Here is a 26,795-nt window from a genome sequence, read left to right as displayed (position 1 = left end):
AAAAGAGGCAATAACTTTCGCTATTGCCTCCTCTATCGCGCAGATCAACAGATTCTATTTACTGTTTCCTTTGCCCTTATTACCACCGCCCCCACTCGTGCTACTTAGCTGAATGGAAACTATTGCAGTCGCTGTATTTTGACCATCAGATATGGTGTAGCTAAAGCTATCACTCCCTTTAAACTTCTTCGCCGGTAAATAAACTAAGCGCCCAGAACTGTTTAAACTGACTGATCCCTTCGAGCCTTGCGTAAAGCCAACGACTTGCAGTATGTCTCCATCAGGATCACTGTCATTCGCAAGTACATCAATCTCGGTCACCTCTTTTGCCGTCAACACGACTGAGTCATCGTTAGCGATGGGAGATAAGTTTGCGATCGCTAGGATGCGATATTCGACAACGCCATTAGCCGCGCCTTCACCGCTTTCCGTTGATAGCGCATGAACTTGAATCGAATACTCACCCTCGGTTGCATTCTCTGCAGAAGTAACCATCAACTCAACACTCGCCTTCTGTCCAGACTCAAGTGAAAGTTGGTGAGTCGAACTATTCCATCCGCTTGGTACATCTGCAGATACAGTGTACGACACAGGGTCGCATTCAGAGCCATTTTGGCTCGTCAACGTCGCGGAATACACCAAGGTGTCACCGGCGTTACCCTCTTGAATCGAAGAAGAAAACGTCATCAATGCAGGGTTTAGCTCACATACAGGCGCCAAGTCAGCTACTTTATAAACACTGCTCGCTCGTGCATTATAACTAGCGACTAGCATGTTGGTTGCTATCGCATCAATACCGTAGCTTCCTGCTTCAGCCGAAACGTCAGAAGTAACACTTAAGCTAATAGATGTCGTTTCACCCGACGTAAGTGAAGCAACGCTACTAGTCGTAACCCACCCTTCAGGCACATTCGCACTGATTTGAAAATTCGCTGACTCACACGCTTGGTTATCATTGTTGGTAATGGTTGCAGTGTAGTGAACAGTCTCTCCCGGCTCGAACTCCGCCGCGGAGTTTGCAACTAGCGTTAACGTTGGATTGGCCATCTCACACGTCAGAACACTTGGTTCAATTTGATAAACCGCTGGGATACTGGTTGCCAATGCTGAATCAGTGCTGTTTTCCGCCTTCAGCACCATGTCATAACTGCCTTCTTGCGCAGAATCACTCGACGTTACGTGAATTTCTATCGCTTTAGTCTCACCCGAAGCCAGTGTCAAAGATTCACGCGTCGATGACCAACCAGATGGCACATTCGCACTCACATTAAATGACATTAACGAGCAGGCATTCGTATCGTTGTTCGTCACGTTCAACTTATAAGAGGCAGAAGAACCAGCAACGCCACTCACCACTTGACTGGATGCAAGATCAATTGAAGGGCTTGCTTGCACACACTGTTCATTATCAAAGGTCACATGTACGCTAGCTGCATTGGCATTTGCCCACTCTGCTGTAATGGTAATGCCTGCTTGAACATCAGTATACGTTTGGCCGACAAGCAGAGCGGATTCATCAAGATCTCTCAGACCACTATTTGGAATCATATCTAGCATCAAGTTACTTTGTGGGTCATCTTCTGTCGCTAGGTGAAAAATTACCCCATCCGTAATGCCCGATTTGCCTTCAACAAAGCTATCAAACCCAATCGCTTGGCGATACTCAAGGTAATACCACAATGGTTTACCTGTTACTTCATCTGTGCCACGTCTAATTTTCAATCCTTTTGCACCACCACTATGCGGTGTTTCAACAGGTTCAAGTAAATAGCTGCCGTCAGTCTCAACAGAAACGACGTTTCCTGAGTTTGTACTAATCCAGCCTAAGAGCTCCTTGCTAAAGGCATTAAAATGGCCAGTAATGCCTGACATACCCATGATATCAAGCGCATCACCATATTCTGCCGATGCACATCGATCACCAATAATGTCAGAGCCACAATCGAGATCTTTGGCATGATGTAAGCCAAAGTTGTGTCCAAGTTCATGCCCAACAGTGCGCAGAGTTAAAGAGCCATTCACATAAGCTTTTGATGGATTGCCGCCAACCGTTCCTTTTCCAGTCCATCCGCATGATGAGTTTTCAGGGAACACATATAAAATTCGCGCATAATCACCAAAACTCACGCCATTGTCTAAAGCCACATCTTCAGCGGTAGTGTGAATTGCCCAAGTATCGCACGTAGCATTCATGGGCAAGGTATAGTAACCAACCACGTCTCCCGTTAGCCATACTTGGTTATCAGAGTTTTCTTTATAAAAGTCATTAACCTGCCCAAATACTAACTCTCGCACTTCTTCGACTGACCATGGTGTCTGCGTGTTATCCAGAAAGTTCAATAACATCACCAAAGTACGCTGCTCACCAAAAGAGCTCGCGGTCACTTGTGTCGAGTCAATCCCTTCTGTAGAAATCGTGTTACTACCATCGGCCAAAACCAATAAATTAGATGGCTCCTCATTCAATGCTAATACATCTAATTTCTTACCCGCTTGCTTGATGCTGAGGCCGTTAGCGCGTACTTTGACGCCATCCTTTAAGCGCTTCGCGAACGCATGATTGGGAAATTTGATTTCGGTACGTGTGTTACCAGAATTCAAGATATAACGAAGCCGACTGGAGTGCATTTTATCGTCATCTTCATAAAACACTTCCAAAGCGCCTTCTAACTGCTGCTCTTGCTCAACAAAGCCTTCAAGCTCTGATGGAATAAGCTTGCGCTGCTTGTTGTTAAAAGCGACTTTTGCTGCAAGGACCGGGTCGATATCAGCCAACTGGGTAATAGTTACCTGTCTCGACTTGAGCAACATTAATGCTTCTGAAAAATAACGTAATTTGGCTTCGCCATCGCTATTTTGGTAATTATCTATCGCTACCAATAGGTCTGATTTATTCTGCTGTATTTTTCGTTTTAGATTTTTCTTATCAGCAGAAAATTTCTTTTTTGATTCATGTACATCAGAATGTGTATGGTGGTGTTGATGAGTATTTTGGTTCTTTACATCACTTATATATTCCGCCAAGGTGTTTGACGAAAATATAGTAAGGGATACAACAGCAAGTTTTAGAACGAATCTTTTATTTAAATTAACACCATTAACTGGTAAGTAATTATTAAAATTAAACATAATTATATTTTAGATTTATATCTTATTATGGATAGAAAACAACAACGTCTTATGACTTATGATTCAAGTCAAAACGGGTTACTGATTTGCTTGCATCTCCACTACAGAAAGCAGTCCGGCCAAGTACGACATTGCTAAAACCAATGAGAAATAAAACCCTCACCTATTTTTACAGAATGTAAATCTAGCTAGAGTGACGTACGCTACTATAACTTCTCATGGCGTATCTAAGCACATGCAAAAAAAATAGAGCTTTATTTGGTATTTAATTTAAAGCGCAAGTGACCCAAGGTTGAGCTGAGTTATATTTAAACTGAACTTTAATGTTGGAGGACGCTGTAAGTAACTAATGCAACGATGCGGATATAAAATCCTTATATTTATTAATTCAATTTCATAATTATTACTTCCTTTAAATATCTAGCGAAGGAAATATTACCAAACAGAACGATTAAAAACCAAACAATTCATAACTCAACCTGATAGTTTTTAAAATGCATTTTTAAATCATAATGATAGAAAGCAACACAATACTGTCTTATTAATTCGATAGACTGGATTTCATGTGATCTACCTCTAAACAGACGTCCTCTGTTGGGTTGTAAAGGAACAAATAAAAAGAGCCGCGTATGTCTGCGGCTCTTGGAATCAAAACTCTTACCTTCTAAGCACAGCAGTTACAGTTGCGCTTGTAGCGGTCCATTTTACCTATACCCGGGTTAAAGGTATTGGTCGGATCAAGTTGGTGGTAGAACTTTTGCAACGAGTTTTCTGCTTCATATAGATGCCCTACGTTGTGCTCGGCTGGGTATTTCGCACCACGACTGTTTAAGTGCTCCAACATCAGCTTCTTCATCAACTTAGTGTCAGTGCCTTTCTTAAATATATAGTCTTGATGGAAGACATAGCACATAAAGTGGCCATAATAGAGAGACTTAACCAGATTCTTAGTCACCTCTTCTGGTAGCGTCTCTAACCAATCCTCATCGTTGCGTCGCAACGCGATATCTAGAGCAACAATATCTTCAACTTCGTCACGGTGAATGGTTTCGTAACGAATTGCTGCACCTGCTGCTGCAAAGCGATGTAGATACGCTTTCTTGCCCTCTTCTGGCGTACATTCGAAGAAATCACTATCGTGCTCAGCCGCCCAAACCTCTTTGAGATATTTCTGCGCTTCTGCAATGCCGCCATCGCTCATTTTGAGTACAAGATGGTGTTCGTACTTATCACGGTATTCCAACATGCGCTTAGGAAGGTGCTGTGGGAATAACTTGCTTGCGTAGTAGAGAATAGTATCTGGCAGGTATTTGCTGACTAAAGGTACACGCTCTAAGAAGTTTTCAACCTTAGCTTTGAGCGAGAACATCTTAGGTAGATTATCCGTGCCTAATAAATCGATAGATAGGAAGACATCTTTACCGTATTTCTCCGCCATGTTGAAGATGTCACGGTGAAGGTACTCGCCCATTTCTGGCAAGTTTTCAAACTGCGTAAGGAAATCTTTTCTGAGCTTGGTGAGCTTATCTGGATCATTAGTACCTAAATAGAACACCTGCTCTTTCTCTGGGATTGGATAGCTGTCGACTCGAACAGCGAACACGCCCAGTTTACCCGCACAACCACTCGCCTCGTACAGACGACGTTCGTCGGCATTAAAGCGCGATGGGATATCAGAGCTAACGTCGCGGACACGTTCGTCGTACTCTTTGTCCGATGCCATGCGCTCATCATGAATCACTTTATCTGGATCGAAGTTACCATCTTGGATGTTCTGCAAGATCTCTTCAGGTGTCGAGCCTAATCCTTCAATACCAAGGTGGTTAACAAGATTGAGCTTACCGTCTTTATCGACCTGAGCGAATATGGCTAACTCAGTGTATGCAGGACCACGTTTAACCAGAGCCCCGCCAGAGTTGTTTGCAATGCCGCCCACCACAGTAGCGCCAAGAGAAGAAGAACCAATCACAGAATGTGGTGCTCGATTTACTGCTCGCAGCTCTTTTTCTAGCGAATGTAAACTTGCTCCCGGAAGGCAAACCGCTTGCTTGCCACCGTCTAACAGATAGATTTGCTTCATCTTGGTAATATTAATCACTACGACATCGCGGTCATAATCACTACCACTTGGCGCAGAGCCTTCAGTAAGGCCGGTCTTAGCCGCCTGCATGATGATGATGCAATTGTTCTCCACACATTGTTGAATCACCTTCCACTGCTCTAGTAGAGTATTAGGGAAAACCACCGCCAATGCCGTACCGCTTCCCGAGCGAAAACCGCTGCGGTAATACTTGGTTTTGATTTCATCGGTAAGGACGTTTTCTTCCCCGACAATGGTGATAAATGCGTCGATGAGCTGCTTCTGTTTCATATCCGTATCTCTAGTTATTATGCCCAACCAATATAAGTAGTCCGAATCTGAACGTCCATTCCACTAAAGTCAGATAACTACGCCCAAGTAAAGCAAACCACAATAATAATTCATAATTTCATTCAGTTACACTTTCCAAAACCACAAATTCAACAAAGAAACTTATCGTTTCCAAAAAGAAACAATAGCAAAGTACATTGTTAACAAATGTGCACAATATCGAAGAACAAGAAAATCAAAAAGGCTGGCAAGGCTTTATATTCCTTACCTTGACAGAATGCTGAGTCAAACCAAAAGCACAACATGTGAGTACCGATACGTTATGGCAGCGTTATATAGCTGTGACATTGTAGATCAATACAGAAAATAGGCGGATGGTAGAGTTTTGGATTCAGCGATGAGCCCTATCCAAAGGGTGGTTCAAGCCTTTTGAGTAAAGTGGCCAGCTAGAATTGATGGCTACGATTTTGAAAGCACTGATAAAGGTGTTCTATAAAGATCTTGATCTTTTCTGGCTGCTGACGTGTATATGGATACACCGCATAGATGCCTAAGCACTTGGCAGTTTCGTCTTTAAACAACTGAATGAGCTTACCTTGCTGCAAGTCTTCATAAACCAGCACACGAGGTACATAAATAATGCCTTGCCCTAGCAAAGCGACATTACGTAACGCAGACGAGTTGTTGGTACATAGATTTCCATCCACCTTAACCTGATAAGCTTCATTATCACGTTTGAAAGCCCACTCACGCGCCCCCGTCTCTTGATAGGCGTAAACCAAACAGTTGTGCTTGGTGAGCTCGTTCGGCGTTTTGGGTTTGCCATGTTTGGCGACGTACTTAGGCGATGCACAGACAATCCAGTTTGCATCAACAAGCTTACGCGCTATAAGGCTTGAATCAGGCAAAACCCCTGTACGAATTGCAAGGTCAAAACCCTCATTGACGATATCTGCAAACCGGTTGTCCAGCTCCATATCAATATTGATATCTGGGTACGCTTGGTTGAACTCAGAAATAACCGTAGGAAGGATGAGCTCACCAGAGATGGTAGGCACCGTAATCTTGATATTGCCAGATAAACTCTTACCTAAGCCAACAATCGACTCTTCTGCGGTAACGACAGCTTGATAGACACTACGTGCATGTTCGAAGAAGGATTGCCCTGCTTCTGTGAGCTTGAGCGTGCGCGTTGTGCGATACAGAAGCTGAACGCCAATCTCCTGCTCCAACTTGGCAATACGCTTACTGACGACCGACTTAGTAAGATCCATTTGTCTTGCAGCTGCGCTGAACGAACCCTGTTCAACTAAATGATAGAAAATGATGTAATCGTCGGTATTTCTCATGTGTCTTCATTGCTTCCTTGTTGAAGAACATATTGTAAGCCGCTTTGAAGCCAAATGCAGATCGGAAAGTCACACTTGTGTGCTTACATCCGATCTTGGGCTGATAGAAATAGAGGAGGAACCACACAACAGATACAAAAAAACCAGCTTTCGCTGGTTTGATGTTGATGCTCTTCGCATCTGGATACCGCTATTGCCATATCCATAATTTGGAGCGACACACGAGGTTCGAACTCGTGACCTCAACCTTGGCAAGGTTGCGCTCTACCAACTGAGCTAGTGTCGCAAAATGGAGGCGCCTCCCGGAATCGAACCGAGGTCCACGGATTTGCAATCCGCTGCATAGCCACTCTGCCAAGGCGCCAAATTGTTTACGCTTAAAGGCTCTGCCCCGTTGCGTTGGTTGCTACTTTACGGATTCAGGAAATATAGTCAAACAAAAATCCAAAATTTCTGTTTGTTTGCTTTGTTTTAAACCAATCCGATGTTAATTCGACCTACACCGTCCAGATTTACTCACTTTGGTTAAGACAAATCAAAACAGATAGACAAAAGAAAAGCGGCAATCGGTGCCGCTTTTGTATCTCTATTCACGCGATTAACCGTTGGCAACGCGTTTAAACAAGCGTCCTACTACGTTTGGATGGTAAGACCAAGTGTGATCAAACATCGACATTAACGCTGGGTTGCCGTACTTCGACAAACTAATGGCATGGAATCGGTTCTTCTTCGCTTTTAACGCATCGACTTTTGCGAGCAACTCATCTTGCTGTTTTGGCGCAATGAAGTCTGAAATCACAACCATGTCGGCGTTTTTGTATTTGTCGCTGTTCATCAAATCGATGGATTTAATCAACGTTGGCTCCAAATCCGTGCCACCATGGAAGCTGTAAGTTAAAAAGTCGGCAGCTTCACGTAAGCCATCCTGACGAGTTAACTCGTAAGTAATGTGCTCCGTGGAGAAGATGATCACATAACAATCACGTTGCTCCGCCAAAGCGATTTGCATCAGTGCATAAGCCATAGCTTTAGCACATTGCTCTGGGAAGCCACTCATCGAGCCTGACGCATCAACACAAACGATAAACGGTCCTTTTTCAACGTCCACCGCTTTATGATCTGGTTTGTGCGCTTTTACCTTACGCAGTGTGCGAGACTTACCTTGCGTGCGGTAGTTCATCAAACGTTTATCAACCAAATGCTTATAGAACACAACTTCCAGCTCTGGGTACGCCAAAAACATGGTTTCGTTCGGTAGCAGTTTGTTGAGATCGTCACTTTCATGAATACCGACGATATCGTCTGTCGCTTCGTCACTCTTTTCCTCAACCATTTGCAGCTCTTCTGCTGGCGCGCGATTAAGGTCAGGATCATTCACTTGTCCCGCCATGCGACCAAGCTGTTCTGCGATTTCTTGTAAGCCTTTGTGCTTTTTAAGGAACTCTGCGTGGCGCTTCATCACGGTTAGGTCAGTTTTACTTAACTTAGCTGACGCCATATCCCATAAACGCCCTACGCTTTCTTCGTCACCAGACTCCGTCACTTTATCCATGTTACGCATGGTTTCCATACGCTGATAAAGGTCGTTAAGGACTTTTTCTTTGTTCTCTTCAAGCTCAGAGACTTGTGCTTGTTTGATTGCTTCTGCAAGGCTTTGATACCACTGGTCACAGAAGTAATGAGGGAACATCGGGTTATTCACGCCCTTGTTCTTCTCCATCATGCGACGCGCTTGCATGTAAAACGCTGAGTGCCATTCAAGCTTCTTGATCACATCATCAATGCGTTCAAAGAACTCGTTCTCATCCCAATAAATCACTTCTTGGTAGAGCGCGAGTTCCTGTTGAAAACGTTCTGTCTCACAGACTTTCGTCATGCGCTTTTTCACGTTGCCACGCCATTTAAGCAGATGGTTTTTTACTGAGGATTTCATGCCTCGGTTTTCTGCCATCATCATGACTTGTGAACGCGCCATTAAATCATTAACCGCACTGTCAATGATGCCTGAATCTGCCACCATGAGCGCTAAGTTGAGTCCGTCTGCACCTAACATGTCGTCTCCTTAAGAGAAAAACTGATGTAAGTTTTTGAAGCGTTGAATGATCTTCTCGCTTTCACCTTGGATAGACTCAAGTCTCTGGCTCACCTGTTGCAGACTCGACTCCATTAGACGTGGTAACTCTGGATCCACGAAACTGTGTGGTAATGCACCATGGAAGTTGGCTTTAACCTTACGCATATGATGTTCAGCTTCGCTCAATTGGCTGACTGCTTTTTCGCTTTCTGCCAACCATTTTTGGTAAAGCTCAACGTCTAAACCTTGTTGGGTAACCAAGCTCACCAACACGCCTCGGTTAGCAATGTCACGGATCACTAGGTTGTTGGCTGCATCGACATCAAAACGCAGACGACACATATTGGTGTTTTGGTTCACGTAACCATACACATCGCCATGACCTTCTTTGATCACTCGGTCAAGCTCGTCTTTTGGTACGTATACCCAGCGACTGTCGCCCTTCTCTGATTCAGAAACCGACATGTTGCTTTGCAGAATAACCAGCTTAACCAGATTCACCGCCGCGCCTACTTTGTAAGTTTTCGCTTTGGATGTATCGAAGCTCATGGTTTCTTTGCGAAGCAGACCGGTTGCCGCTTCAGCGTTTAGTGTCATGCGATATTTGTCTTCAAGCTCATGCTGTACATCAACCAAAGATTCACGACAGTATTCGATCTCTTGCTCTGCTTCTTGCTGGTCGAAGGCATGCTTAAGAGCGAACTCTTGAATCACACCGCGAACGACATCGCGTGACTCAGGGCTGTTCCATAAACAATCTTGAAGTAGCAGAAGGTCAAGTGGATTGATCTCGTCACGCCCATTAAAGAACGCACTTGCTTTAAGCAGCTTGACCGCTTTCTTCCAACGGCGGTCAGACACGTACATGTCTGTTAATGATGCGTCGCCAAACTCAGACTCAACTTTGGTTTCCAACATCGTTTTTAGTTGGAATAGTTTTTCGAATGCGTTGTCGGTCAGAGTAAGTTTGTCTAGTTGCTGCTGCCAGCGGTGGTATTCTTCGTCTGTGATCGCCAAGCCCTCTGGAACTTGCGCTTCTTGAGACGTACCCACTGTCAGCATAGATTTGAAGTTTTGTTTGTCCTGAATGCGGTTTACAAACACGCGCACCAACATACGGTCGTAAAGTGCGTCTAAGCCGCTGTCTTCATCTGGCAGCTCGTTTGATGCAGAAACCAAAAGACGCATCGGTACACGTTCGATATCGCTGCCGTTTTTAAATGTCTTTTCGTTCACAACAGTCAATAGCGTGTTCAGAATCGCAGGACCCGCCTTCCAAATCTCATCAAGGAAAACGACTTGCGCCGTTGGTAAGTAACCTTGAGTAAGACGGACATAACGACCGTTGTCTTTTAGCTCTTGAATGCTCAATGGACCAAACACTTCTTCAGGTGTTGAGAAGCGTGTCATGAGGTATTCAAAATAACTGCTATTATCAAAAGCTTGGATAAGTCGTTTTGCGATTAAGCTTTTTGCGATCCCTGGAGGCCCAAGAAGGAAGACGCTTTCGCCGGCAAGAGCGGCAAGAAGACAAAGTTTGATGGTGTGTTCGCGTTCGTAAACGCCATCAGTTAACGCTTTCGCTAGCTTGTTGATACGCTCTGAAAGAAGCGCCTTTTCTGCATTAGATGCGAAAGATGGTTGAATCATAGAAGCTCCGGCTGTTGAACTGAGGCTGTATATATAATTTTATACATTTGTTATAACTTTGTTACAAGTGTATTTTTTAGTGAACCTCGTTTATACCAGATGCTCTTCGCGCGCGTGCGCGAGCAACCATAGTTTTCATTTATGAGACATAACTCACTGAATGTGCTGGTTTCGCAAGAGTATGAAACCATTTTCTTCTTTTGTTTCCGGTGGTTTGTGGTTAATGTGCAAAACACGTCAATGCGCGGTTACAGCTAGGGTCCACAACTGCATGAGCAATACAATTCATAAATGGAAGCAGATTTCTCTGGTCGAAGAGGAAGTTAAACTACCAACTGGTCGGATGATTACACATACCACTATCCAACACCCCGGTGCTGCCGTTATCTTACCTATTACTTCAGATGGCAACATCGTTCTTGTTAATCAATTCCGTCCCTCTCTTAACAAATGGCTGCTTGAATTGCCTGCTGGCACACGTGAAGGCGATGAAGATCCATTGCACTGTGCTCAAAGAGAGTTGGAAGAAGAAACAGGATACAGCGCCGAAAAGTTCACATCGCTTGGTCAAGTTACCCCTCTTGCTGGTTTCTGTGATGAAATCCAGTACTTGTTTGTTGCCGAACAACTGAACAAAACCAATCGATACGAGTGTGACGACGACGAAGTCATTGAAGTAGTGACATTGTCACGAGAAGAACTCGAACAACAAATTATTCAAGGCATTATTACGGATGCCAAAACTATCGCTTGCCTAAGCAAAGCTCGTCTTTGCGGTTATATTTAGGTCTTTTCGACCGAGGAGAGAATTATGGACTTTCGATCAGATACCGTTACGCAACCTACCCAAGCAATGCGTGAAGCAATGTTTACCGCTCCTGTCGGCGATGATGTGTACGGTGATGACCCAACCGTTAACGAGTTAGAGCAATTTGCTGCTGAGCTTGCGGGCTTTGAAGCGGCAATGTTCACAACCTCTGGCACACAAGCAAACTTACTTGGCTTAATGGCGCATTGTGAGCGTGGTGATGAATACCTATGTGGTCAGCAAGCGCATAACTACAAGTACGAAGCTGGCGGCGCGGCGGTACTGGGGTCTATTCAACCTCAACCGATTGAGAACAACCCAGACGGTACTTTGCCATTCGATAAGCTAGAAGCCGCTATCAAGCCAGATGATGCGCACTTTGCACGTACTCGCCTACTTAGCTTAGAGAACACCATCAACGGTAAAGTGATTCCTCTTTCTTACCTTGCAGAGGCTCGTGAGTTTGTAAACAAACATAACTTGCAGATGCACCTAGATGGCGCCCGCGTATTCAACGCAGCTGTTGCGCTTGATGTTCCAGTGAAAGAGATTGGTCAGTACTTTGATTCAATGACTATCTGTCTGTCGAAAGGATTGGCAGCTCCTGTTGGTTCGCTACTGCTTGGTAGCAAAGAGTACATCGCAAAAGCACGCCGCCTAAGAAAGATGGTCGGCGGTGGTATGCGCCAAGCGGGTATTCTTGCTGCAGCTGGTAAACTAGCCCTTACCGAGCAAGTAGAACAGCTAAAACAAGACCACATCAATGCAAAAACCTTGGCGGAAGGTTTAGCGGAATTGCCTGGTTTCTCTGTTAATCCAGAGTTTGTTCAAACCAACATCGTCTTTGCCAAGCTTGATCCACAAGTGGATATCGCTGGTGTCGCAGAAAAGATGAAGGAGCAAGGCATAACAATTACGCCAGGAAACCCAATCCGCTTTGTGACGCACAAAGATATTTCGGCACAAGACATCGACACCTTCCTATCTAGCCTTAAATCTCTGCTTTAACTTGATTTTGATCATTGAGCTTCCCCTAAGGGGAAGCTTTATTCTATGCGCTTTCAAGAACTACAATGAGTGCATTCAATGCTTAGATACGTGCTTCTAACGTCTCTTCTTCTCTCTTCCTCTGTAGTGGCGAAACCTTTTGGTGACGTTGATAAAGGCAAACTTAAATCGCCAAGCTGTGTTTACTGTCATGGTTCGAACGGCATGACGACAAACGACGCTTACCCTAACCTAGCCGGTCAGAATGCTCAGTACCTGTATGATTCTATGAAAGCCTATCAAGATGGGCTTCGCTTAGGTCCTTTGGCAGAAATGATGGCAGCCCAATTACGCATGCTGAATGATGAAGATTTGCGCGATGTTGCCGCGTTTTATTCAGAACAAACACCTCATGCAGAAAAGTGAATAATTATGGGACTTGTGAATCACCACAAGTCCTAACTCCGTTTTCATTCGCACAACATCTAACCAAAACAATTAACCATTAAATCATTGACAAGCAACTCAACCCTCTTCAGATCAAATTATTGATGAATTTATAGTTCATCAACTTAGTTAATATTGACTTTTTATTCTATCTTATCGATATTTCATGCTTTCTATAATTCGACGTGAAATAGGTTATGTCTCACACACACGCTCAGCCATCGGAATCGGCGGCAACCCCTAAATCATGGCAGATGCCTGATACCCTCATTTTGATCTTCATTGTTGGTATTCTTGCTGCGATTCTTACCTACTTAATCCCTGCTGGTCATTTCGATAGCCAACAAGTGACCTACATGGTCGACGGTGCAGAAAAAACTCGTACTGTTATCGATCCATCTTCTTTCTCTTATGCAACCGACGAAAACGGTGAATTGGTTTACAACAAGGTTGGACTGTTCGCTTCAGGCGGCGGCATTGGTCTAATGAACTTCCCATTCGAAGGTCTGGTTTCAGGCTCTAAATGGGGCAGCGCGATTGGCGTTATTATGTTCATGCTTGTTATCGGTGGTGCATTTGGTGTGGTAATGCGCACAGGCACAATCGACAACGGTATCCTTCGCCTTATCGATAAGACCAAAGGTAACGAAGCGCTATTCATTCCAGTTCTGTTTTTGCTGTTCTCTTTGGGCGGCGCAGTATTTGGTATGGGTGAAGAAGCCGTTGCATTTGCGATTATTATCGCACCACTAATGGTTCGTCTTGGCTACGATGGCATCACTACAGTAATGGTGACCTACGTTGCGACTCAGATTGGTTTTGCAACGTCTTGGATGAACCCATTCTCGGTAGCGATCGCGCAAGGTATTGCTGGTATTCCGGTTCTGTCTGGTATGACTGTACGTATGGGTCTGTGGGCTGGCTTTACACTTATCGGTATTGCTTTCACTATGATCTACGCAGCGCGTATCAAAGCAAACCCTGAGCTTTCTTACAGCCGTCGCACTGACAAATACTTCCGTCAGCAAGAACTAGGTGATCACGATTCTCGTTGGAACCTAGGTGACACCCTAGTTATCCTTACGGTTATCGCAACTACAGTATGGGTTGTTTGGGGCGTAGTGGCTAACGCATGGTACATTCCAGAAATCGCATCTCAATTCTTCACTATGGGCTTTGTCGTTGCGATTATCGGTACGATCTTCCGTCTGAACGGCATGACGCTAAACTGTGCGGCTGACGCATTTAAAGAAGGTGCAGCAATCATGCTTGCCCCTGCTCTATTGGTTGGTTGTGCGAAAGGTGTATTGCTTATCCTAGGTGGCGGTACTACTGATGAAGCGAGCGTACTGAACTCGATCCTGAATAGCGCTGGTGGCGTGATCAGCGGTCTTCCTGACGTTGCCGCTGCTTGGTTGATGTATGTTTTCCAATCTATTTTCAACTTCTTCGTGACTTCAGGTTCTGGTCAAGCAGCGCTGACAATGCCTCTATTGTCTCCTCTTGCAGACATCGCTGGCGTTACACGTCAGGTAGCCGTTCTAGCATTCCAACTTGGTGATGGTTTCACTAACGTTATCGTTCCTACTTCAGCGTCGCTAATGGCAACACTGGGTGTATGTCGTATCGACTGGGGTGACTGGGCGAAATTCTGCTGGCGCTTTATGCTATTACTCTTTACCCTATCGAGCATTGTCGTCGTCGCAGCTCACGTGATGGGTTTTGCGTAAACTGATTACCAATATCCCCAAACAACTTAAACGCGAAAGCGGAGTTTGGGTATAAAGAATAAGGCGAGACAAGTTCTCGCCTTTTTTAATTCAAGCCGTATGGCAAACAAGCATCGAAGTAAGATGTTTTGGAGTGACAACTTTAATGGCAACACAATTTCTGGATGACGTAATTCAAGGTCATCAAGTCATTCAATCTCTTGACGTAAAAGACTTGCCTGCAGGCGAGCACAAATTTTGGTTCCGTATCGCAACCAACGCCCTATCTCAATGGCAACATTTGCCTGTGTTGGTTTTCAAAGGCGAAAAACCGGGTAAGAAAATCATGATCACAGCAGGTGTTCATGGTGATGAATACAACGGTGTTTTAGCTGCTCAAAAGACCGCTCGTGAACTGATTGGTAAAGACATCGCAGGTACTGTAACTGTCGTTCCGACCATCAACCTAACGGGTATGCTGAACCACAGCCGCGACTTCTTCTCTGCGGATCCAGATGCATCTCCTTCAAACTTAAACCGTTTCTTCCCTGGCGATGCAAACGGCAACGAAGCAAACCGCTTCCTATTTGCTTTGTGGAATAACCTTCTTAAGCCAAACGCAGAACTGGCGATTGATTTACACACTCAAACCACTGGTGCTGCTTACCCGCTGTACGTTTTTGCCGATTTCCGTATTGAGCAATCTCTGGAAATGGCTCGCCTCATTAACCCAGATGCGATTCTTAACGATCCGGGTGACGCAGGTGTACTTGAAACCGTCTGGAACAACAGCGGCATTCCAAGCATCACCATCGAGGTGGGCATGGGTCGTTACACAGAACAAGAGCTGATCGACCGTACCGTGACTGGCATCTTCAATATCCTTGCTCGCCATGACGTAGTAACTGGTGAAGTTGCAGAAATCACGCCTTGCCTAGAAGGTAAAGACATCATCAGCATTCGCGCTGAATTAGGTGGTTTTGTACTACCACAAGTGAAGATGATGGATAAGGTAGAACAAGGTCAATTGGTTGCGATTCAATACGACAGCTTTGGTGATGAGATTCAGCGTTACACAGCGCCAACAGAAGGCACGGTACTGAGCCACAACATTGAATCGATCCGAGCGCCAGGTTCTTTGGTTGTTCGACTGATTAAGTAACACCTTTGAATTTAATAGCTTGTAATTTCAGATTGTTAGGCTCAAACCAATAACACAAAGCCCTGCATAACTTGCAGGGCTTTTCTTTGTTGGTATTTTCAACATGCTTCAGTTAAGCTCTACGTGACAATGTCACCAATAAAACCAATGCAGCACACGACATTAGAACAAATCCAAGGTTTTGAATCATTCCAGCTAAGCCTAGACCTGAACCAATCATCAAGTAGTACATTAATCCTAGCAATGCCCCTGCACTGCCCGCTTGTTGCTTGTAATCAACTAAAGCGGTGCTCAGAACATTTGGAATCGCGATACCAAATGCCATCACAATGAACAACATTGGGGCCAAGAACCAAATCGATGTTTGCAGCATAAACACACCGAAGCCTCCGATGATCAAAAATGCTGATGCAATCCAAAGCAAATGCGTTTGTGAGCGACCTTTTGCTAGCAATGACTTGTTCATCAAACTGCCAATTAAGGTACCAACGCCCAATATCACACCGCTGTATCCGAACTGCTCAGAAGTCAGTCCGAGCTGCTCAAAAGTGAATGCGCCCAATTGGTAGTATGCGAATAAAGCAATGTTGTAGAGCGCAACCAACAACGCAGATTGCCAGATTTGAGCATCTTTCAACATTCGTCCAAGTAATGAACAGATGTTTAGCGGCTGCTTTTGAGTTTGTGTTTCAGGTAGATTAACCGCGTTGTAGCACAGCAAAACAAGCGCCAAAATAAACAACGTAAAGAACACAACCTGATAGCCACCGAGTGCTGTTAACTGACCACCGAGCAACATGCCAATCACTGGGCTAATGGAAATACCCAAACCCATAACGCTAAATACTTTGCTTAGCTCATCGCCTGAAAAGCTGTCTCTTAGCATGGTTTGTGTCACGACCGACCCAACCGCAATACCAAAAGCACTGAACGCGCGAGCTATCATCATCACGTCAAAGCTTTCTGTTTGCATAGCGACCAAAGCAGATGCGCCGTAAACCAACAACCCTGCCAGCATGGTCGGGCGTCTGCCCCACTTATCTGCCAAGATTCCCCAAACCACCACGCCAATAGCAAATGCAGAAAAATAGATAGATAGGGTTTGCGCTGCTTGCGAATACGTCACAGCAAATGACTGAGCAATATTACCTAGCGCTGGGCTGTATATGGTCTCCACAATTTGCGGAAACATCAGCATCACCACCATCAATCCAATAGAAGGTTTCGTTTTCATTTTTACCTCTCTGTCCCACTCCTACAGATGTTTAAGTGGGTAACGAACTTAACTTGGCGTGCAGTATAGAAGGCGTTATGCTTTACCCATTAACAACATTAAAACCAAAAACATCAAGATTCGGACAAATGGCAATTATTGAAGATAATACTCGATTTGATGCGGACGCGATTGCCGCGAGTGTGGTTGGCATTGCAGCGGATGTCGGCAAACATGATTCCGGTATGCACGAACACAAGAAAGGACAATTGCTTTATGCGCCACAAGGCTGCATGACGTTCGCACTCGATAACTCTATTTGTACCTTACCACCAACTAAAGCGGTGTGGATTCCGCCACATACTTCTCACAGAGCCGTCATGACCAACGTTGTGGCTTACCGTTCACTCTATTTTGATTGCAGTGAATACAACTGCCCTGATGAAATAGTGATGATTGAGGTGAACGATCTTTTAAAAGCACTGATCGACAAAATGGCATTGTGGGAATGGGATATTGAAGAAACGAAAACTCAGGCTACGAGCGCTTTGTTTTGGGAAGAGTTTTACCAAGCGAAGCAGTTTGAGTTCTCTTTACCCTTGCCTTCTGATAGGCGTTTAACAGGGTTTCGCAAGGCAATGACCAAGGGTGATTTTATAGCTCCTGAGTTAAACCAACTGTCACAAACCGTTGGCGCGAGCAGCAAAACTATCACTCGCCTATTTAAGGCTGAGACTGGCATGTCTTATCAAGATTGGCGTCAACAATGGCGGCTACTTAAGGCTATTGAGCTCTTATGTGAAGAAAGACAAGTCAGTGATGTTGCCCATTGTTTAGAGTTCTCATCAGACAGCGCATTTATTGCGTTCTTTAAGAAACAAACCGGACAGACACCACTGAGTTTTATGAAGCACAGATCGTTGTTATAAGACGATCATTTCGCGCGTTATTTGGTTTGGTCTACGAGAATTAGCTCGTCCAACGCAAAGCCTTTATCTTTTGCTACTTGTTTGAAACGCTCGACCGTTGCTTTATCGACAGTTGGTGTGCGTGACAGTAGCCATAGGTAGTCGTGATTGAAACCAGAGATAAACGCGTAGTCGTAGTTCTCACCTAGCTCAAATACGATGTAAGACGAATAAAACGGACCGAAGAACGACACTTTTAAATGCCCTGTGTTTTCACCATCAACGAAATACGCTTTGCCGTCAGCTTGCGTCCATTCTTTATCTTCTTCTGAATAACCTCGGTTGATAACCGTTACGCCACCATCCTCACGAAGCTCGTATTCAGCCGTCACATTAGATAGACCGCGCTCAAAGGAGTGATCAAGACGGGCAATTTCATACCACTTGCCTAGATATGGTTGAAGTTCAAAGTTATTGACCGGCTCCACGCCGTCCGGTTTAGACGTACAGCCAAACAACGTTGCAAGAGACAAAAGTAAAAGTGTTTTAAGAGATTTCATACAGCAACCTGAAATTAATTTAGTGTCTGATTTTACTATAGAAGATAAAAATTCGATCAGAAATTAATGTATCGAAATTCTCCACAGGACAGTCCTACGTCTTGGAAACCTTGTAGTGCTTCAAACACATTAAAGTGGCTCACGACAACAACCTTTCGATATTGGCGGTAACGATCCAGCACCAATTCAGCCCGTGCTTGTAGCTCATCAACATGTTCGTAACGATTATCGGTCATTGGAATACCCGCTTTTAACAACTCTCGGTATTCGTGCCAGCGTCGGTCTCTCTCATTCAAGGTAATGTAGCCGCCTTCTTTGTCAGCACGCCACTCTCTCAAGTCATGCTCAACAATCAAAGGCAAACCGCGGTGACGATTGAGGATTTCTGCAGTTTGAAGGGCTCTTGTGTAAGGAGAGCTGATGATGATTTCAGCATCATTGAAGACTGGATGATTGAGCTTTTCTTGCAGCACGGGCAAATGCTCTCGACAAAGCGGCGCATAGTCCTTCTCAAGCTGAGTCATCTGCCGCTCATCCGCTAACGTAAAATCTGGCACGCCATGCCTTACAAATACAATGTCCATATTGTGGTGCTCGTCCTTGTTAAATTGCTATTGAGAAATTGGAGTCAGTTTTAGATAGGAGTGCACTTCTCCATTTTTGTATTCAATCGCCGAGTGGATGGAAGGTTCACGGTTTCCCACAACAGAAAGTTCATAAGTGTTTTCACCTTTGTAGATCGTGATATGAAGTACGCCAGCGTCTAGCTCCCAATGCCCTTTGGTATGAAGGCGTCCAAACAAGGTGTATTCATCAAGTGAACCATCTGCATGCAAATGTACCTCTGTGATGTAGCCACCCGTGCAGCTCTTGATCCAGCAACGATCACTGACTTCTTCGAGGCGTATTTCTCTTTTGCTTGCCTTCCATTTTGAGAAACGTTCCGACTCAGCAAAAGATGCTTCGATATCGGAATGTTCTTTTATGGGCGTCCCTTCAAGCTCGCGCAAGCAAAGCTGAATCCAACTAGTTATTTGCATGGAATATCCTTAAGGTTTCAATTGCCCTTTTTACGCCTAAACGTGGGCTGCTTAATACTGGAATGTCGACATCAACTAATGATGCAGCACCTGACATCGAAGCTTGTGCCAGTACGATTACGTCATAATCACGAGCCTTTTGCTCTATTACCGCTTTTATCTTGTCGTAATAGCCTTGGTTATCTTGGTCGAGAAAGCGTTCCCAAGCACCTTCAACCACAAACGTATCTAACTGACTGATACAATTGCCCTCACTCGTCTCAAGTAACGCCAAGCTAGGTTCAATGGTTGTCGATAATGCCGCGAGTAACAACACTCGCTCATGAGTTACAGCTTGGTCACCCATCGCGCGGTCGATACGCTGAACGTTAACGCCCTGCTCTGTAAGCGACTCAGCAAAGCGACCAATTGAGGAGCAAGTACAAACCACCAAGTTTGCTTGTTCAGAAAGCTCTCGTACTTTGCCTTGTACTGATTGCTCCACCTCAGATTCGTCCTCTCCAGCAACCAAACACTCCAACAAGTCGGCATCGGCAAAGTGTGCGACTTTTAAATCAGGCGCGAGCTCTGTCATCAGTTTGGAGAAAGGTGGAATGTGTACGGGTGAAGTATGAAGAAAATATAGGTCGTATGGCTTCATGCTAAGTTGTCGATTTTTAGTTCAATTTCGACAACTTAGCACAAGGCGATGGGAATTAATGCGATCAGAGTTACTGTTGTGCTTCCCAAAGACCAAGAAAGTACTTGCCGTAAACCACTTCAGTTTGCATATGCATAATCAGTAAAAATGCAATCAAAGCTAATATAAAGCGATTGAAATAACGGCTGACTTTGGTACGGATTTTTATATCGAATACTCCGATATGAATACCAACATAGGCAAAGGGGTAAACCAACAAAACAGCGAGTAACCAACCTAAGTAGCCGGATATCGCCATTTCCTCGTAACCGATCATAATACCTCCACAATGAATACGACGGGAACTTGGTTAGTATTCATCATCTAACGGAGGCGAAATGTCAGGATTTACACAGCTGCGAGCCGTTGCCAAAAAGTCCTTTAAATAAGTTACTTATCTATTTATAAAATCTTGAGAACCAAGAAAATCTTGTGCCATTTTTGGTGAAGTGATGTGGATGAACTTGATCGGTGAACCTTTTAAGTCCTCTTTCAGTTTTAGATAACGCTTCCGATTCTTTCGGTAATTCTTAACCGACCACCAAATAATCGAATCCTTACTCAAAAACGCTTTTCTAAAGCTTTCTCTATTGCCAGTTCCTTCCCAGAACTCTTCTTTAGTCCATGCCCTTTTGATAGCACGAGTTACGGAGCGATAAGTGGTGATAGAACGTGAATAATCGAGCCAGATGATGGTATCGACCCTTTGCCATTTGTACGGTTGTGTTCGGCTGTAGTTCCCGTCGAGTACCCAAGCGTCTTGTTGAGTTACGTCAACGACTTTATCGAAGAACGTCTCATCATCGAGTTCTTTCCAATCGGGAAGCCAGAACAACCTGTCCATTTCTATGTACGTGACACCTAATTTCATTGCGAGTTGCTTTGAAAACGTCGATTTACCGCTTGCACTGCTGCCTACTACATTGATCCTTTTCATTAAATCCTCCTAGGTGACCGTACCAAATTGACAAAGAGCGACGCATTCCAACTATAGGTAAGTCTGGAAAATGCGGAGGCGGGATATTAATGATTACGCTTTAAAGTTCTAGTGTAGGTTCAATAAGATGTGAAGTTACGCGCATAAAAAAGCCTCCAGTGAAGGAGGCTTGCAAATGAACTAATTACAACTTATCCCATGCGTCTGACCAATAAACGGTTTCACCTGGCGCATAAGAAGGATTTGAACACCACCCCGTGTATGGCCATGGTTTACATTGATACAAGTTGCCATCTGAACCTGTGACAATGTCACCTGCTTCATACGCTTTTCCAGATTCATACGGAGGGTAACTGCTGCCATCAGAAACAATCACAGAGCGTTGAGCTGTCGTAGTTTGATTAGCACTGTCCGTTACGCGGTAAACCAAGTTGTAGGCGCCTAGAACGTTCACATCTACACGGCCCTCTACACGAACTTGATCAGTCAAATCACCGTCTTCTGCATCCGTGGCTTTTACACCTGCCATTGGGTCAAATGCATCACCAAGCTGGATAGTTGTATCCGCGACACCTTCAAACTCAGGCACAAGACTGTAAACAACAACCGTTCTGCTTTGCTTGGTTTCATTGTTGTCGCTGTCTTTTACACTGTAAACCAAAACATAAGTGCCAACAGTGTTCACATCAACTGAACCTTCGACAGTAATGCTGTTAGTTAGGTCTCCATCTTCTTTATCAGATGCGGTAACACCTGCATACGGATCAAATGCACTACCGTGATGCACTCGAACATCGTTGATGCCGCTAAACACCGGTTCGCCTTCACTTGGCGGTGGTGGAGTCTGACCGTGGATAAACGGACCGTAATCCTTCACAAATTTTTCACCGTACGCCTGACCATTCTTGTTGGTGCCCATATCCCAGTTAACTGACCATGTCATTACGCCACGAAGTGCCTGCCCTTGCGCTTTAAGTTGGTCAAACGCGTCGTAAAGATCTTGAGGATCTTGTACAAAGCCCGTTGCTGCTGCATCAATGTTAGATGGAATACCAAACACCAATTTGTCATGCGGAATTTTATGGAAACCACGTGTACCGTTCGATAGAGAGTCTGAAATGTAGTAAATGAATTCTTGTTTTAGCGCATCATTGTTTTGTGCAATCCAACCCACACCTTCAACCCAAATACCATCACCACCTTGGTTGTAAAATTGAGGGTTGATCCAATCGTAGTACCCTTCTAATCCAGTAATATAAGGAACGTATTTGCCACCTTCTGTTAAGTATGGAAACTCAGGCGCCATCGTAATTAGGAAGTTTTTGCCCTGCTGTTGATAGTGTTCTTTTACAAGGCGAAGTGCAGCTGGGATTACTGTTTGGTTGTCTGACGCGGTTACTGCAGATTGCTCTAAATCGATATCCAGACCATCAAAGCCGAACTTATCAGTAAGGCGGATGATCTCTTGTGCGAATGCTTGCTCATCGCCAGTTTTCAGCTCGACGTGCGCATCTGCACCACCAAGCGCAATAAGAACGGCGCGTCCTTGTTGGTTTAGTGCGCTAATTTGATCAATAAATTGTTGTTCTGAAACACCAATATTTGGATCGAGCTTAAAGGTTGGAATGCGACCTTCGCTGGTATTGAACACCTTCATGAAGGAGACGTTAACCACATTGTACATTGGGTCAACTTCATCCAGCGTCACACACGGCGCATTACCGCCCTTGTAACCAGCCCCATCGCACCAGTTATGCCAATAACCGACTACAACACCGCCATCTGGATTCACCATTTCATTAGCGGATGCTACGTTTGAAAGACCACTCAAACCCAATGCTACTGCTAGATATAGCGCTTTTTGCTTCATCGTGTTACCTCTCATCCATTTTGCTTCATCACAACAATCATTCAGCACTTTATATTAGTGCCTAATGAATTTTCATTGGATTATATGGCTGTATTGCGAAAACAGATACACGTGCAAAGTTATGTTTTCCAAGTCTATTTTATAATTGTGATCTTAATTCACGACGCGAAACGAATAGGAAATTAGCGTTCGCTCTTAAGCGTGACTTACTAGCAAAATTAGGCAAAAAGTTAACCAAAACCTATTTTTTGGAGCTCGCTCGCAACGATTTAATCAGGATTTAACCCTGTTCATATAAAAAGTTTGCACAACGTAGACATTGGGCTGGAACGCCAACTTATATAATGCGGGCTTACATAAATAGAGGTTATTTTTATGAAATTAAAAACAGTGTCAGCTTGCGCAATCTTGGTTTTGCTTGTCGGATGTCAGCAAAAAACTCAAGATGAAGCGACACAGTCAACAACCTCGGCAGATGTATGTAATACACAAGGAAATATGCCAAGTGGGTGGAACGAATTCGATGCTACCCCAGACGCTCAAAAGGCAATGGCCTTTGTCCTAAACAAAATGGAAACTCTCGCTTCGTTTAAACAGATCTTGTCCGTTCATGCACAAATTGTGAGTGGTGTGAACTACGCGATAGAGTTTGAATTGAATGACGGATCAGTATGGAACACAGTTGTTTATCGCAACCTTGATGGTGAATATGCGATTACGCAATCACCGAAAGAAGGTCGCTTCTGCGAACAATAAATGCTTCGAAACTGAGAACCAAAAAGCCCCGCTATTTTACACCGTAATTTAGTGGGGCTTTTTGTTTATTCATATTTTCCAGTACTGATTAAGAATCAAATGCCATCTGAGACTTCACAGAAACTGTAGAACCAAGTCGCGACGGTTCGACATCAATGCGTTGCGCCATTTGCTCTTTCAGCTCGGAAACGTGAGAAATCACGCCAATCATGCGACCCGTTTGTTGTAAGTCGACCAAGGTTTGAATCGCAAGATCCAAAGATTCCGGATCTAAGCTGCCAAAACCTTCATCAATAAACAGCGTATCCAAGCGAATACCACCACTGTAAGACTGCACAACATCAGATAGACCGAGCGCTAATGCCAACGCTGCCATGAAAGATTCACCACCTGATAACGTCGCAACATCGCGCGTTTTACCTGTGTAGCTGTCCTCTACTACCAAATCCAAGCCTCGCCCTGCCGCACCTTTGAAGCCTTCAGTTTTACGAGCCAAGATATAACGGCCTTTGCTCATCAAGCTTAAACGCTGTGACGCTTGAATCAACACGTCGTCTAATAACACACCAAGGACAAATCGGTGCAAACTGATACGGCTACCCGTTTTACCGCTTGCAACGTCATACAAGGTACCAAACACTTTGTATTCGTCTTCTAACTTAGTGTTCTTGTCATGTAGCGTCGCGATGTCATTACGGACTTTCTCTAGACGTTCAAACAAAGAGCGCGTGCTATCAAGCTGATTGCGCGCTTCAACGTAACTTTGCTGGACACTGTTTAATTTAACGTTAAACCCTTCTAAATCAGGTAACGCCAGGTCTTTCAACGTGGAGCTCAAGTCTGCCAAGGTTTGTTCTAGCTTGATTTGAGTCTGTTTGAACGCATCAATTTCTTTCTGCCAAATCTGCATCTCGGCTTCATCAACTTTACTTGCTAGGAATTGTGCTTCATCCTCGAATGCGCTCGTCTGCAACGCTTGCGCCCAATCAGTTTTGGCTGTGTTCAAACGCTCTAGTGCCTCATTCAACCACTGTTGATTGGTTGTCAGTTGGCTTTCAATATTGGTCTTCGCCAGCACGGCTTGTTGTAAATGGTTTTGTGCAGACTCGAATGCGGTATTCAACTCCGTAATCTGTTTTTGAATCGCAACAATGTCTTGCTCAAGAACTTCAAGAGATGAGTACTTGGCATCTAACGAAGCAGACAGTTTAGCCAGTTGCTCTTGGTTCACTTTTATCGTCGATTCATTCGCTGCCATCTGGTTTTGTAGATCATTGATCTTACCTTCCCCAGTAACACAACGCTGGTTTAACTCATTGACGCTTTGTTCCAGCTGAACCAAGTTAATCGATGACAATTGCTGTAAACGTTCATTGAGCTGCTGCATGGACGCTTGTAACGCGCTTAAATCCATTGATGCGTTTTGGCCAAGTTCAACGGATAGTTGCTCAATCTGCTGCTTGTATTGCCCGACTGCGATATTGTGCTGCTCCAACTGATTGTTCAATTGGTTAAGTACAACTTGCCCTTCTCGCTCCGCGTTTCGAGCGCGCTGAACTTGCTCTTTTGTTACCTCTTCACCAACAAATTGAGCGGGTTGAGGGTGTTCTACACTACCGCACACCGGACACATTCCACCGGCTTGTAAGCGCTGAGCCAATACTGCGGCTTGAGCATTGTTCCAGCTCAATTCAAGTGTATCTGCTGAGCGTTGAAGTTCTACGTATCGCGCTTTTGCTTGGTCAACCGAAGCTTGTTTGCTAGGAGTCAATGCATCCAATTTCGCTAGCTCTTGGTTTAAGCCAGTTAGCTTCTGTAGGTCTTGCATCAAACGTTGTTGCTGTTTTATCTCAGCTTCTACACTGCCAATACTAGCAACATCAACTCGAGCTTGATCCAATGACTTCTGACCTTGTTGCGCCTCTAGCGTTAACTTCTCTTTCAGAGCGATATATTTATTAAGCGTTACCTCAAACTCGGATTTTTGCGTCAAACCTGCATTAATGGCTTTCTCTAGCTCTGACTTTTCAACCAACTTTCCTTTCATGCCTTCAAGTTGGTATTGCTGTTCTGTCAGTTTTGGCAATTGTGCAGCTTGTTCTTTCGCGGTTTGCAGTGCGCCTTCTTTGGATTTTACCGCGTCATTTGCCACAGTAAGATCTTGAGATAACTTAGCCACCTTTTGCTCAAGTTCTTGCGTTTGCTTTGAGGCATTTTGTAACGTGACATAAGGCAACTCAACCTTGCTTGCCTTCTTCGCATTGTCTAACTGCAATTGACGTGATGAGACAGCATCGCTCTTTTCCAAATGTTGCTTCAAAGCAATTTCGGCGTGCTCGCGCTTTTTGAACTCATTACTCAGCGCCTCTGCTTTTTGCAGTTCCGTTTTTACCGCATTTAATTGAGCCAGTGATTCTTGCTCTTGCTTTTGTACAGATTCAAATTGAGAAGATAACGCTTCACGCTGCTCTGTTAACTCCACTTCGGAAGAAACACCAGCTACCTGCAGTGCGCCTCGAATTTGGTTATCAAACTCGTCTTTGGCTTTGCTAATGGCACTCGCTTTGTCTTTCAGTGCGTATTCAATCTTCTTGTAGATATCCGTTTGGAATAACTGACCAAAAATCTCTTCCCGCTCTTTGGATGTCGCAAGTAACAACTCTCGAAACTTACCTTGTGGCAACACCATCACTTGGCGGAACTGAGTTTCGTTCAAGCCAATAATATTGGTCACTTCTGTCTTTACTTGCGTTGTTTTGCTAGTGATGAGCTTTTCTTCGTCCGTAATCTCATACAAAGCTGCGGTATGCTTACGCACTGTCATGCCCTCACCACGCGCCTTTGGTGCTTCTTGTTCTGGTGAGCGAATCACTCGATAAGACTTGCCGTGCAAAGAGAACTCTAGTGTCACTTCAGTCAATAGCGTTGGCGCTGCCATATCGCAACGCATTTGAATGCCTTGACGCTCGTTACCCGTCGTTTCACCATAAAGCGCAAAACAAATCGCATCGAGAATCGAGGTTTTACCCGAACCAGTAGGACCGTTGATAAGAAACAGAGGGTTAGTTCCCAGCTTGTCGAATTCAATCGTTTCTGTTTGAGCAAACGGACCAAAAGCCTGCATTGTCAGTTTAATGGGTTTCATG

The 26,795-nt window shown here is 44.5% G+C and carries 21 protein-coding genes and 2 tRNA genes; 7 read left to right on the top strand and 16 right to left on the bottom strand.

Annotated elements, in window-relative coordinates; translation table 11 throughout:
• Positions 1-54: 54 nt before the first annotated feature.
• The 7 genes from J4N37_RS24630 to J4N37_RS24600 form a co-directional block, all read right to left on the bottom strand.
• Entirely contained in the window at positions 55-2,811 is a 2,757-nt protein-coding gene (locus J4N37_RS24630) for an NEW3 domain-containing protein (RefSeq protein ID WP_231571998.1), read from the bottom strand.
• Between the two features lie 982 nt (positions 2,812-3,793).
• Entirely contained in the window at positions 3,794-5,500 is a 1,707-nt protein-coding gene (dld, locus tag J4N37_RS24625; RefSeq protein ID WP_045388877.1) for a D-lactate dehydrogenase, read from the bottom strand.
• Positions 5,501-5,946: 446 nt separating this feature from the next.
• On the bottom strand, positions 5,947-6,849 hold the full coding sequence (locus tag J4N37_RS24620) for a LysR family transcriptional regulator (RefSeq protein WP_045388880.1): 903 nt from the start codon (positions 6,847-6,849) through the stop codon (positions 5,947-5,949).
• A 210-nt stretch (positions 6,850-7,059) separates the two neighbouring features.
• Positions 7,060-7,135 (bottom strand) — tRNA-Gly (locus J4N37_RS24615).
• Between the two features lie 4 nt (positions 7,136-7,139).
• Positions 7,140-7,213: transfer RNA gene (locus J4N37_RS24610), tRNA-Cys, on the bottom strand.
• A gap of 234 nt (positions 7,214-7,447) precedes the next feature.
• Entirely contained in the window at positions 7,448-8,902 is a 1,455-nt protein-coding gene (gene viaA, locus J4N37_RS24605; protein WP_005443815.1) for an ATPase RavA stimulator ViaA, read from the bottom strand.
• Positions 8,903-8,911: 9 nt separating this feature from the next.
• Positions 8,912-10,573: an ATPase RavA domain-containing protein gene (locus J4N37_RS24600; RefSeq protein WP_009696114.1), complete on the bottom strand. Its 1,662-nt coding sequence runs from the start codon at positions 10,571-10,573 to the stop codon at positions 8,912-8,914.
• Positions 10,574-10,844: 271 nt separating this feature from the next.
• On the opposite strand from J4N37_RS24600, the gene J4N37_RS24595 reads away from it, so the two are divergent.
• From J4N37_RS24595 to J4N37_RS24575, 5 genes are all read left to right on the top strand, one after another.
• Positions 10,845-11,360 carry an NUDIX hydrolase gene (locus J4N37_RS24595; protein WP_017818795.1) on the top strand — a complete coding sequence of 172 codons (516 nt, stop codon included), beginning with the start codon at positions 10,845-10,847 and terminating at the stop codon, positions 11,358-11,360.
• Positions 11,361-11,384: 24 nt separating this feature from the next.
• Positions 11,385-12,389, top strand: coding sequence for a low-specificity L-threonine aldolase (ltaE, locus tag J4N37_RS24590; protein ID WP_252042683.1), 1,005 nt, complete (start codon positions 11,385-11,387; stop codon positions 12,387-12,389).
• Between the two features lie 78 nt (positions 12,390-12,467).
• Positions 12,468-12,794 carry a c-type cytochrome gene (locus tag J4N37_RS24585; protein ID WP_017190809.1) on the top strand — a complete coding sequence of 109 codons (327 nt, stop codon included), beginning with the start codon at positions 12,468-12,470 and terminating at the stop codon, positions 12,792-12,794.
• Between the two features lie 218 nt (positions 12,795-13,012).
• Entirely contained in the window at positions 13,013-14,545 is a 1,533-nt protein-coding gene (gene yfcC, locus J4N37_RS24580; protein ID WP_005443800.1) for a putative basic amino acid antiporter YfcC, read from the top strand.
• Between the two features lie 145 nt (positions 14,546-14,690).
• A complete protein-coding gene (locus J4N37_RS24575; RefSeq protein WP_252042682.1) occupies positions 14,691-15,686 on the top strand; it encodes a succinylglutamate desuccinylase/aspartoacylase family protein in 996 nt (331 codons plus the stop codon).
• A 112-nt stretch (positions 15,687-15,798) separates the two neighbouring features.
• Here J4N37_RS24575 and J4N37_RS24570 read toward each other — a convergent pair whose 3' ends face one another.
• Complete coding sequence (locus J4N37_RS24570; RefSeq protein ID WP_252042681.1) at positions 15,799-16,920, bottom strand: multidrug effflux MFS transporter; 1,122 nt, start codon at positions 16,918-16,920, stop codon at positions 15,799-15,801.
• 128 nt (positions 16,921-17,048) lie between these two features.
• Between J4N37_RS24570 and J4N37_RS24565 the strand changes: the two genes are divergently transcribed.
• Positions 17,049-17,828 (top strand): AraC family transcriptional regulator, encoded by a 780-nt coding sequence (locus tag J4N37_RS24565; protein ID WP_244663155.1) that lies wholly within the window; start codon positions 17,049-17,051, stop codon positions 17,826-17,828.
• 17 nt (positions 17,829-17,845) lie between these two features.
• On the opposite strand, the gene J4N37_RS24560 is transcribed toward J4N37_RS24565, so the two are convergent.
• From J4N37_RS24560 to J4N37_RS24530, 7 genes are all read right to left on the bottom strand, one after another.
• Positions 17,846-18,367 (bottom strand): lipocalin family protein, encoded by a 522-nt coding sequence (locus tag J4N37_RS24560; protein ID WP_252042680.1) that lies wholly within the window; start codon positions 18,365-18,367, stop codon positions 17,846-17,848.
• Positions 18,368-18,423: 56 nt separating this feature from the next.
• On the bottom strand, positions 18,424-18,951 hold the full coding sequence (locus J4N37_RS24555; protein ID WP_252042678.1) for a histidine phosphatase family protein: 528 nt from the start codon (positions 18,949-18,951) through the stop codon (positions 18,424-18,426).
• 27 nt (positions 18,952-18,978) lie between these two features.
• On the bottom strand, positions 18,979-19,407 hold the full coding sequence (locus tag J4N37_RS24550; protein ID WP_252042677.1) for a hypothetical protein: 429 nt from the start codon (positions 19,405-19,407) through the stop codon (positions 18,979-18,981).
• Positions 19,394-20,047: an aspartate/glutamate racemase family protein gene (locus tag J4N37_RS24545; RefSeq protein ID WP_017190816.1), complete on the bottom strand. Its 654-nt coding sequence runs from the start codon at positions 20,045-20,047 to the stop codon at positions 19,394-19,396. Before J4N37_RS24545 ends, J4N37_RS24550 begins: the two co-directional genes overlap by 14 nt.
• A gap of 70 nt (positions 20,048-20,117) precedes the next feature.
• On the bottom strand, positions 20,118-20,363 hold the full coding sequence (locus tag J4N37_RS24540) for a hypothetical protein (protein WP_005444063.1): 246 nt from the start codon (positions 20,361-20,363) through the stop codon (positions 20,118-20,120).
• A gap of 117 nt (positions 20,364-20,480) precedes the next feature.
• A complete protein-coding gene (locus tag J4N37_RS24535; RefSeq protein WP_252042676.1) occupies positions 20,481-21,023 on the bottom strand; it encodes a P-loop NTPase family protein in 543 nt (180 codons plus the stop codon).
• Between the two features lie 184 nt (positions 21,024-21,207).
• Positions 21,208-22,893, bottom strand: a complete 1,686-nt coding sequence (locus J4N37_RS24530) for an immunoglobulin-like domain-containing protein (protein WP_252042674.1) — start codon at positions 22,891-22,893, stop codon at positions 21,208-21,210.
• 375 nt (positions 22,894-23,268) lie between these two features.
• Here J4N37_RS24530 and J4N37_RS24525 point away from each other — a divergent pair, with 375 nt between their 5' ends.
• Positions 23,269-23,649, top strand: a complete 381-nt coding sequence (locus tag J4N37_RS24525) for a cystatin domain-containing protein (protein ID WP_252042673.1) — start codon at positions 23,269-23,271, stop codon at positions 23,647-23,649.
• 88 nt (positions 23,650-23,737) lie between these two features.
• Here J4N37_RS24525 and J4N37_RS24520 read toward each other — a convergent pair whose 3' ends face one another.
• Positions 23,738-26,794 (bottom strand): AAA family ATPase, encoded by a 3,057-nt coding sequence (locus J4N37_RS24520; RefSeq protein WP_252042672.1) that lies wholly within the window; start codon positions 26,792-26,794, stop codon positions 23,738-23,740.
• Between the last annotated feature and the right edge of the window lies 1 nt (position 26,795).

This window comes from Vibrio sp. SCSIO 43153 (assembly GCF_023716625.1).
Taxonomy (GTDB): domain Bacteria; phylum Pseudomonadota; class Gammaproteobacteria; order Enterobacterales; family Vibrionaceae; genus Vibrio; species Vibrio rotiferianus.
This window is presented reverse-complemented; position numbering and strand designations above follow the sequence as displayed.

Bases quoted from the DNA above. Each gene is read 5' to 3' on its own strand.
- J4N37_RS24630 (WP_231571998.1), bottom strand. From the start codon at position 2,811: ATGTTGCTCAAGTCGAGACAGGTAACTATTACCCAGTTGGCTGATATC.
- dld (WP_045388877.1), bottom strand. From the start codon at position 5,500: ATGAAACAGAAGCAGCTCATCGACGCATTTATCACCATTGTCGGGGAA.
- J4N37_RS24620 (WP_045388880.1), bottom strand. From the start codon at position 6,849: ATGAGAAATACCGACGATTACATCATTTTCTATCATTTAGTTGAACAG.
- viaA (WP_005443815.1), bottom strand. From the start codon at position 8,902: ATGTTAGGTGCAGACGGACTCAACTTAGCGCTCATGGTGGCAGATTCA.
- J4N37_RS24600 (WP_009696114.1), bottom strand. From the start codon at position 10,573: ATGATTCAACCATCTTTCGCATCTAATGCAGAAAAGGCGCTTCTTTCA.
- J4N37_RS24595 (WP_017818795.1), top strand. From the start codon at position 10,845: ATGAGCAATACAATTCATAAATGGAAGCAGATTTCTCTGGTCGAAGAG.
- ltaE (WP_252042683.1), top strand. From the start codon at position 11,385: ATGGACTTTCGATCAGATACCGTTACGCAACCTACCCAAGCAATGCGT.
- J4N37_RS24585 (WP_017190809.1), top strand. From the start codon at position 12,468: ATGCTTAGATACGTGCTTCTAACGTCTCTTCTTCTCTCTTCCTCTGTA.
- yfcC (WP_005443800.1), top strand. From the start codon at position 13,013: ATGTCTCACACACACGCTCAGCCATCGGAATCGGCGGCAACCCCTAAA.
- J4N37_RS24575 (WP_252042682.1), top strand. From the start codon at position 14,691: ATGGCAACACAATTTCTGGATGACGTAATTCAAGGTCATCAAGTCATT.
- J4N37_RS24570 (WP_252042681.1), bottom strand. From the start codon at position 16,920: ATGAAAACGAAACCTTCTATTGGATTGATGGTGGTGATGCTGATGTTT.
- J4N37_RS24565 (WP_244663155.1), top strand. From the start codon at position 17,049: ATGGCAATTATTGAAGATAATACTCGATTTGATGCGGACGCGATTGCC.
- J4N37_RS24560 (WP_252042680.1), bottom strand. From the start codon at position 18,367: ATGAAATCTCTTAAAACACTTTTACTTTTGTCTCTTGCAACGTTGTTT.
- J4N37_RS24555 (WP_252042678.1), bottom strand. From the start codon at position 18,951: ATGGACATTGTATTTGTAAGGCATGGCGTGCCAGATTTTACGTTAGCG.
- J4N37_RS24550 (WP_252042677.1), bottom strand. From the start codon at position 19,407: ATGCAAATAACTAGTTGGATTCAGCTTTGCTTGCGCGAGCTTGAAGGG.
- J4N37_RS24545 (WP_017190816.1), bottom strand. From the start codon at position 20,047: ATGAAGCCATACGACCTATATTTTCTTCATACTTCACCCGTACACATT.
- J4N37_RS24540 (WP_005444063.1), bottom strand. From the start codon at position 20,363: ATGATCGGTTACGAGGAAATGGCGATATCCGGCTACTTAGGTTGGTTA.
- J4N37_RS24535 (WP_252042676.1), bottom strand. From the start codon at position 21,023: ATGAAAAGGATCAATGTAGTAGGCAGCAGTGCAAGCGGTAAATCGACG.
- J4N37_RS24530 (WP_252042674.1), bottom strand. From the start codon at position 22,893: ATGAAGCAAAAAGCGCTATATCTAGCAGTAGCATTGGGTTTGAGTGGT.
- J4N37_RS24525 (WP_252042673.1), top strand. From the start codon at position 23,269: ATGAAATTAAAAACAGTGTCAGCTTGCGCAATCTTGGTTTTGCTTGTC.
- J4N37_RS24520 (WP_252042672.1), bottom strand. From the start codon at position 26,794: ATGAAACCCATTAAACTGACAATGCAGGCTTTTGGTCCGTTTGCTCAA.